This window comes from Nitrosomonas sp., assembly GCF_043753625.1.
GTDB lineage: Bacteria > Pseudomonadota > Gammaproteobacteria > Burkholderiales > Nitrosomonadaceae > Nitrosomonas.
Window position 1 is genome coordinate 1 of sequence record NZ_JAYUWI010000003.1, and the last position, 7,984, is coordinate 7,984.

Annotated in this window: 5 protein-coding genes; 3 read left to right on the forward strand and 2 right to left on the reverse strand. The window is 43.0% G+C overall.

Going from position 1 to position 7,984, the window contains the following annotated elements; all coding sequences use genetic code 11:
• Positions 1-688: 688 nt before the first annotated feature.
• Entirely contained in the window at positions 689-2,257 is a 1,569-nt protein-coding gene (locus ACH10T_RS00240; protein WP_394807338.1) for a galactose oxidase-like domain-containing protein, read from the forward strand.
• A 685-nt stretch (positions 2,258-2,942) separates the two neighbouring features.
• On the forward strand, positions 2,943-3,824 hold the full coding sequence (gene htpX, locus ACH10T_RS00245; RefSeq protein WP_394807339.1) for a protease HtpX: 882 nt from the start codon (positions 2,943-2,945) through the stop codon (positions 3,822-3,824).
• Positions 3,825-3,978: 154 nt separating this feature from the next.
• On the opposite strand, the gene ACH10T_RS00250 is transcribed toward htpX, so the two are convergent.
• Entirely contained in the window at positions 3,979-4,323 is a 345-nt protein-coding gene (locus ACH10T_RS00250; RefSeq protein WP_394807340.1) for an exosortase system-associated protein, TIGR04073 family, read from the reverse strand.
• 320 nt (positions 4,324-4,643) lie between these two features.
• Here ACH10T_RS00250 and ACH10T_RS00255 point away from each other — a divergent pair, with 320 nt between their 5' ends.
• Positions 4,644-5,927, forward strand: a complete 1,284-nt coding sequence (locus ACH10T_RS00255) for a diguanylate cyclase (protein ID WP_394807341.1) — start codon at positions 4,644-4,646, stop codon at positions 5,925-5,927.
• Positions 5,928-5,952: 25 nt separating this feature from the next.
• Here ACH10T_RS00255 and ACH10T_RS00260 read toward each other — a convergent pair whose 3' ends face one another.
• Positions 5,953-7,710 (reverse strand): GNAT family N-acyltransferase, encoded by a 1,758-nt coding sequence (locus ACH10T_RS00260; RefSeq protein ID WP_394807342.1) that lies wholly within the window; start codon positions 7,708-7,710, stop codon positions 5,953-5,955.
• Between the last annotated feature and the right edge of the window lie 274 nt (positions 7,711-7,984).

The window sequence follows — 7,984 nt, forward strand, 5'->3', positions numbered from 1 at the left end:
TCGGACAAAAAGCGATCCCGTCGTGTTTGTTTCTTCTTTGCCGCATATTCCAGGTCAGAAAAGCTTGATTGCATCGCTCTATTCCATATCTATCAATAGAATGAATTTATCAAACCTTTATGACCAAAGTCGATGTGATCGAATAAATCAGTGTTTCCCTAGATCAACTTCAGTCAGTGACTTCTGATGCTTCTCTACCAATGCGAACTCTCCTAGTTTGTCAGCATACACCCAATTCTTTAATGCTCCTTTCGGTAAAGACAGCCGTGCTGCTGCCTCAACTAAAATTAATCCACTTTATTTAAAAAACTTAACTGATTGCTCCCTAAATTCCTGACTATATTGTGTCCGGGGTAATTCCATCTTCATCCTCCGTTTCATGCCTTCGTTTTACGAAACTTCGGATTCCATGAAAATTAGAATACCTCACTTCATCAACGTTCTCAAGTGCACAATTGAATTCAGCGATTTCAATACAATTTTATGACAAAAGCAGGGCATTCCTCCTATATCTTAGTGTCATTCTGCTCTAGCTAATTTAAGTTATTTAATACATAATACTTATATATAATGTTTGCATTTTAGTAGCCTCTGCACGAATAGGAAATGATAGTTTTTTGAGTGTCCATGAGCTTATAGACTATTAGGAACAGTAAGTTGGTTGAAAATCAATCTGAGGAGCATATAGATGAGTATCAAATTTAAGAGTTTTCAGTTTGCGCAGGGAATCCGGCGCTTCATATTTATTTTACTAGCCGGTTTATCCTTGTTCTTATCGGACAAAGGTATATCTGTCGCAGTGGCTGCCGGACCGGAAGCACATATTAAGGGAGAGTTTGGAACCTTACACACGTGGCCGCTCATGCCGATCGCTATAATGCTTTTGCCAGATGAGCGCGTAATTGCTTATGGGTCGGGTGCCGCAGGCGCACAAGGTGCAAACTTAAATTATGCAGTCTGGACTCCTTCATCTGGTATAGGGAGTGATGCGTTTGAGCTGTTGCCGAACACCACCAATACGGATATTTTTTGTGCAGCTCAGGCACTTATTCCTAGCACAGGCCATGCACTTCTTCTCGGTGGAGATGCCCGGGTAAATAATATACGAAATTATGCCAACAGTGACGTCAATATCTTTGATCCGTCGACAGACACGCTCGTGCGTCAAACCCAAAGTATGGCATTTAAACGTTGGTACGCAACTGTAGTTACGTTGCCAAATGGTGAGCATGTTGTACTTGGCGGCCGTGACAGTAAAAATTTTTCTGGAACAACGACTACCCCGCCTACCGTGGCTACCTATTCGCCCACACCTGAGGTGCGAACAGCGGATGGCAATTGGCGCCAGCTCAGTTCGGCAACCAGTGATACTGCTTATGGAGAAATTGGAGCCTCTTGGAGTTATCCAAAAGCTTGGCTTAACCCGCAAGGAAATATATTTATAGTTACACACAACGGGCTGATGTTCAAGCTTGACACATCGGGCCTCGGCAATCTCTCACAGTATTCAAAAACAACTTTAGTAAGTTATGCCAGGATGCCAAGTGTCATGTACGCACCGGGGCGTATTCTTTCACTTCGTAGAGATCGCGCAGCTGTATCAATTAATATCAATGGGTTGGGCGAGCCTGTTGTAACTTCTGCAGGTACTTTGGAAAAAGACCGTCAATATGGCTCGCTTACCGTGCTTGCCGATGGACGCGTTTGGGCCAATGGTGGTTCATCAACGGGTAATGATTTAGTCGGTGCGGCGCTGGATTCTGAGCTTTGGGATCCCAAAACTAATGTATGGATAACTACAGCGAATGCAGCCACAGCTCGTCTGTATCACTCCGCTTCTCTTCTTCTTGTAGATGGAACCGTGATTACTGGAGGTGGGGGTACACCTGGTCCGCTAACTCAACTGAATGGTGAAATTTACTACCCGCCGTACTTATTTAAAACAGATGGAAGCGGTGAGTTCGCGGATCGTCCAGTGATTATTGATGCTCCGACAGCAATGATTGGATGGAACCAGGAATTTTCAATAGAGGCTAGCGAAAGTATCTCTCGAGTAACGTTGGTACGTGCCGGTACGGTTACGCATAACTTTAATCAAGAGACACGCTTCTTCGACATCCGCGTTCCAAAGAAGGGTAACATACTCAACCTTCGAACCCCAGCCTCATCCAAGGTAGCTCCTCCTGGGTTTTATCTGCTTTTTGCCTGGAACGCAGCAGGGGTTCCATCCCTGGCTAAAATTATCCATATTGGCTAAATTGTGAGAGGGGGGGGTTCGACCAATCAATCATAGTAACTTTTATGACAGAACCGTTAACCGGCGCACTGAAAATCTGGCTAAAAAAGCAAGTTTGTAATGACTGAATGCTTTATGAGGCTTAGTGTGCTCGGGTTCCATCAAAGCCAGGAAACCTGAGTTTTCAACCGTAGGCCGAATATACAATAAATTTGCTCCGCGCGCCCTGCACCTATCCTCGTGGCAAGGCCACGGGGAATCCAAGTTGACGCAAAACATTCTTCTGTTAATGGCAATAATGAACTTGCAAATCCAGGGCAGACCATACATTACTTTTAGAAATGTGTACTTGTGATTCTTTTGTGCAGCAAGCTCCTTATGCTCATCAATACGCACCTGGTTCATGGCCTCGTTGAACAGTTGACAATGTGTAAGCAATCGAAGGTGGTTGATGCCTTGGGAAATGATTCGGCCACCCCTGTACAATAAATTCCGGGGATAAATCTATGCTGAGTTATTTGAGCGCTTCAAGAATTCCGATACCATAAATTCTTATGCTGAATGATTGCTGGCAAACAATCTGAACAACATTCAGTCAGCAATCTAATCAGATAAATTTAAATATAATCCGCTTGAAAAGTGACAATTAGATCACATATCCACACCAGCTTTGTTTTAGATTTTATTGACACCATGGAGTAAAGAAATGAAAAGAATTATTCTTTTTTTAGCAACTAACCTAGCCATTGTCGTCGTTCTAAGCATCACACTACGACTGTTTGGTTTTGAAAAAATTTTAGATGCTCAAGGAACAGGATTGGATATCAATTCCCTATTACTGTTCGCATCGGTATTTGGATTTGGCGGCTCGTTTATGTCACTAGCCCTGTCAAAATGGACTGCAAAACGATTTACCGGTGCACAAGTTATTGAAATGCCACGTAACGCACGAGAACACTGGCTAGTCACCACCGTGCAACGGCAAGCGAAAATAGCCGGTATCGGTATGCCGGAGGTTGCCATTTATGACGCGCCGGATGTCAATGCTTTTGCCACAGGAATGTCAAAAAATAACGCACTGGTCGCGGTCAGTACCGGGCTCTTAAATACCATGAGCCAGGATGAAGCTGAAGCCGTTCTGGCACATGAAGTCAGTCATATCGCCAATGGAGATATGGTGACATTGGCGCTGATTCAAGGCGTCGTCAACACGTTTGTAATCTTCTTGTCACGCGTTATCGGCCATACGATCGATCGTATTGTTTTTAAAACAGAAGAAGGCCACGGCCCCGCCTTCTGGGTTACTACTATCATTACCGAAATCGTTCTGGGCGTCTTAGCGAGTATTATCGTTATGTGGTTTAGCCGCCAACGCGAATTCCGTGCCGATGTCGGTGGTGCCAGTCTGGCAGGCAGAAACAAAATGATCGCTGCGCTGCGGCGCTTACAAATAACTCACGAGCAGGCACATTTACCGGATCAGCTGGCTGCCTTTGGTATTTCCGGGGGAAGTAGTGGACTCATGCGCTTATTCATGTCACACCCGCCGCTGGAAGAAAGAATTGCAGCACTTGAGGCGCAACGCTAGTTATTCACTGCACTATACGCTCTGTAAAAACGCCATATCGTCGCACTGGTATGGCGTTTTCATTCTCTGAGTTGGATAAAAAACACATCCCTGCCAGAACGCAGGAATGTATTTTTTGAAGATTCTTTTGCTATTCTTGAAGCTAGCAAGCCGATTAATACGACGTTTCTCTGGAGAAATCTTGCCATATAAAAGGGGGATTAACCGATGGTTTGGTTGGAATAAAGAAAGTGGCTGCATCGAGCACACCCACTAAACTACGACCGACTGTATGCATGATACCCATTGCCACACCAATTGTCGCACCATAAACTGGTCCCTCTTTCTGGCCGGTTAAAATGACATTCTTGGGTAGCTCCAACCATCCGGTAGCCGCATTAGTAATACCACTTACAAATTTCTCGGCTGAGTTACCAAAATAACTGTCAGAAGCAACAGCTTGAGACGAGAAAAGAAAAAATATAGAAAACAGTAAAGATAATTTAGCAATTCTTCTCATCAAAAAACTCCTTATTCGATTTTAAATTTAAATTTCTATTTCTAGTTAGAAATGAGCAGAAATTTATCAGAAGTTTACCGCTTCATATCTAAACAAACAATTCCTGATTACACAGGATTACTCAGCGCAATTAACTTTTGCGTAACATTTTTACGATCTTGAACTCAAATAGATCGAAACAAGCGTCATATTTCATCGACCTTTTGCCAAACCTTCTAAAAGAAATCAATATAGCTGTCGATATCCTTTCTCATACCGTAACAGACCGGTTTTGTTGGTAGCCTGCAACCAGATTTATGTCATTGAAGAGGTATTAGAGTATGGAAGGACTTATCGTTGAGCCATCTAAAACGTATCAAAAACTTCTATCGTCAGCGATTGAGTCTGGCGGACTTGAAACAAAGCAAGTTTCGACTGGCAACGAAGCCCTGACATTGCTTAAGAAACACCCTTTTGATCTGGTATTTATCGCCATGCATCTGCAGGATATGGATGGTCCAAAGTTTTCGTCACATCTGCGTGCCGATTCCCGCACCCGGCGAATACCGTTGGTTATGGTTACTTCAAATGAAGATAAAGAATTATTAGACGAGGCATTTTCAGCAGGCGTAACAGAAATATTTGCCAAGCATGAGCTCGACAAAATTACCAGTTATGCTGCTCAGTTTTCTAGAAAGAACGGTAGTAAAACCATGTCTGGGCATATCTTGTATATTGAAGATAGTCCATCAGTTGTAAACTTAACATCGACGGTGTTAAGAGACAACGGCTATACCATCGATCATTTTGCCACGGGTGAAGAAGGGTTAGAAGCATTCCAGAAGAATGCCTACGATTTAGTGTTGACCGATATATTGCTCAAAGGCAAATTAAACGGTCAGGGAACTGTTAAAGCATTACGACACCTTGTGGAGGATAATAAAAAATATGTGCCTTTATTAGTGTTCTCGGTACTTAATGACACCGCACACAAAGTAGAATTGCTGCGCTTAGGGGCTAATGATTACGTTACCAAACCATTAATCCAAGAAGAATTACTTGCAAGAGTCAGCAATCTAATTACCAGTAAGAAGTTACTGGATAAGACAGTCACACAGCAAAATGTCATGCAAGAATTAGCAGTAAAGGATCCATTGACCGGTTTGTATAATCGCTACTTTATGATGGAAGCTATCTCATCAAGATTGCGCGAAGCAATACGTCATAATATTCCCTATAGCCTGATTATAGTGAATATCGATAAATTCAATCTAATCAATGAGAATTACGATCACTTAACGGGTGATTTGGTATTGAAAGAAATAGCTTCCGAATTAGTTAAACCTTCTCGTAAAGAAGATATCGTTGCACGTTATGATGGAGAAGAGTTTGTTTTGTTACTGTCCCACTGCAATATTTCTAATGCAACGATCATTGCAGAAAAAATACGGCGATCCATTGAAAATTTGCATCCATCAGACCTGAATGTAACCGCAAGCCTTGGTGTCGCAGAGATGCAACCGGATTCGACGGAAAGTTTTCCTGAATTATTTAAAGCCACCCACGATGCCATTAATCAAGCAAAATCAAATGGTGGCAATCAAGTCATCGCATGCTACCTATAAGAATTCAATCTTTCATAAGCTTGTTCTATGCGGTGTTCAGATTCTGCATAACCATTGCATGACTTTCAATATAACGTTGGTGTTTCTTTTCTTTGATAGTATCGATATGCACCAGAATCAGCGCATCGACGCAGTTAGAAAAGGTTGGATCAATATTAAATCCCAGAAATTCGCAACCTCCCGGCTGGCATAGTTCCACATATTGCTTATAGAGTACCGGTACCTTCACGCCGAATTCATCCATTTTTTCTTTCAGAATCGTATAGGCTTGCTTGTATTCAACCTCATCCGCAACTTTCTTGAATGGCACGAAATCCTCAACTTGCTCAAAATCAAACGGCAGTCTGGGTTTAGCAAGCAGTTCGTCTTTACCGAAAAGTCCTGTATAAAAACCTGCAATCACTTTTTGCGCAGACTCAGGTAAAGAAGTACTCAGCGAAACCGGTCCAACCATATAGCGTATCTCCGGATGTTGATACAAGTACGCGCCAATCCCATACCAGAGATAATCCAGACTGCGCTTTCCTTGGTATCGAGGTTGAATGAAACTGCGCCCCAGCTCGATGGAATGCTCAAGATAAGGCCTGAGCGCAGGATTAAACTCGAATAAGCTATGGGTGTACAGCCCTGATTCTCCATGTTCCTTAAGAATTTTTGCGGCTTCTCCAATGCGATAGGAACCGATAATTTCCAATTCATCTTCGTCCCAAAGAATCAAGTGCCGGTAATAGCGATCATAGCTGTCGATATCCAACGCATTGCCGGTGCCTTCCTGCACTTGCCGGAAGGATAATTCGCGCAACCGGCCAATCTCACGCATCACACTGGAATTCGGAATATAGTCAAACAGATAAATATGCTTGCCATCCTGGGTTTTACCGATAAGTTGCGACGCTTTCAGCTCCTTGCGGATTAATTTGGTCCGGACGGGATGGATAATATTTTCAATCGGCTTAAACAGTTCTTTTTTCTTCTTTTTGTCTAAAAAATAGACCTGTTTACGCATCAATTTTGCCACGGCTTTTTTGGACAAATCCATTGCCGTAATGGATTCCCATGGGATCGGCTTGCCAATGCGGAATGAAATTTCACTGCCCTTCTGGTTGAACATCTCATTCACCAGCATCATCGTGCCCAGCGGCTTGTAGAGGCTCGAAAGACCATAAAAAAGCGTGGAATTTTTGCCGCCAATATAAACCGGAACAATCGGTGCTTTGGTTTTCTTGGCTAGCGATAAAAAACCGGTTTTCCACTTGCCGTCACGAACACCCAGCGGGCAAATACGTGACACTTCCCCGGTTGGGAATAGAATGACAGCCTGTTCCGCTTCCAATGCTTCAACAATCTGGTTCAAATTATCACGATGATTCGCAGATTCTGCTAAATTATCCACCGAGAGAAACAAGCTTTGCAGCGGATCAATACAGTTCAACAAGGTCGTGGCGACAATCTTCACGTCGGTTCTGATCTCCGACACTAGCTTAAGCAGCGCCAGCCCATCCAGAGAACCCAGCGGATGATTCGCGACAATCAGCACCCGGCGCTGATCAGGGATACGCGCGCGATCTTTGCTGGAAACCTGAAAGCTAAAATTAAAATGCTCCAGCACCGCATCGTTGAACTCCAACCCTTCCAAATGTCGGTGCGTTTCAATGAATGCGTTGATTTCTTTCTGGTGGAAAAGCTTCTTCAAGACCGAGGCAGCGGCCTTCATCAGCGGCTTATCACTCGTCTCATTCGTATTTTGAAAGTAATCTTTCAGCAAGGTATCCACATCCAGCATAATCCCGCTCCCAGCATAGAAATTGATGCTGATAAGATAGAGGATCAATGTGACAAGATAATGACGTTTAGTATTTTTTACTGATTTATTAACCTTGTTTCTTTGAAGTTAACAAAGTCTGATATTATCAAAATTAAACTAGCTAATTATCATAGAATATCAAGAGATAAAATCAGACTTATGGGCACTTCTATAAATCCGGTTAATTTCCACCCACCGTCATCAAGTTTCATTTTTTGATGACGATCCGGTTAGACTCACAGCATCTAGTGGA

Coding starts and splice junctions, on each gene's coding strand:
- ACH10T_RS00240 (WP_394807338.1), top strand. CDS start 689: ATGAGTATCAAATTTAAGAGTTTTCAGTTTGCGCAGGGAATCCGGCGC.
- htpX (WP_394807339.1), top strand. CDS start 2,943: ATGAAAAGAATTATTCTTTTTTTAGCAACTAACCTAGCCATTGTCGTC.
- ACH10T_RS00250 (WP_394807340.1), bottom strand. CDS start 4,323: ATGAGAAGAATTGCTAAATTATCTTTACTGTTTTCTATATTTTTTCTT.
- ACH10T_RS00255 (WP_394807341.1), top strand. CDS start 4,644: ATGGAAGGACTTATCGTTGAGCCATCTAAAACGTATCAAAAACTTCTA.
- ACH10T_RS00260 (WP_394807342.1), bottom strand. CDS start 7,710: ATGCTGGATGTGGATACCTTGCTGAAAGATTACTTTCAAAATACGAAT.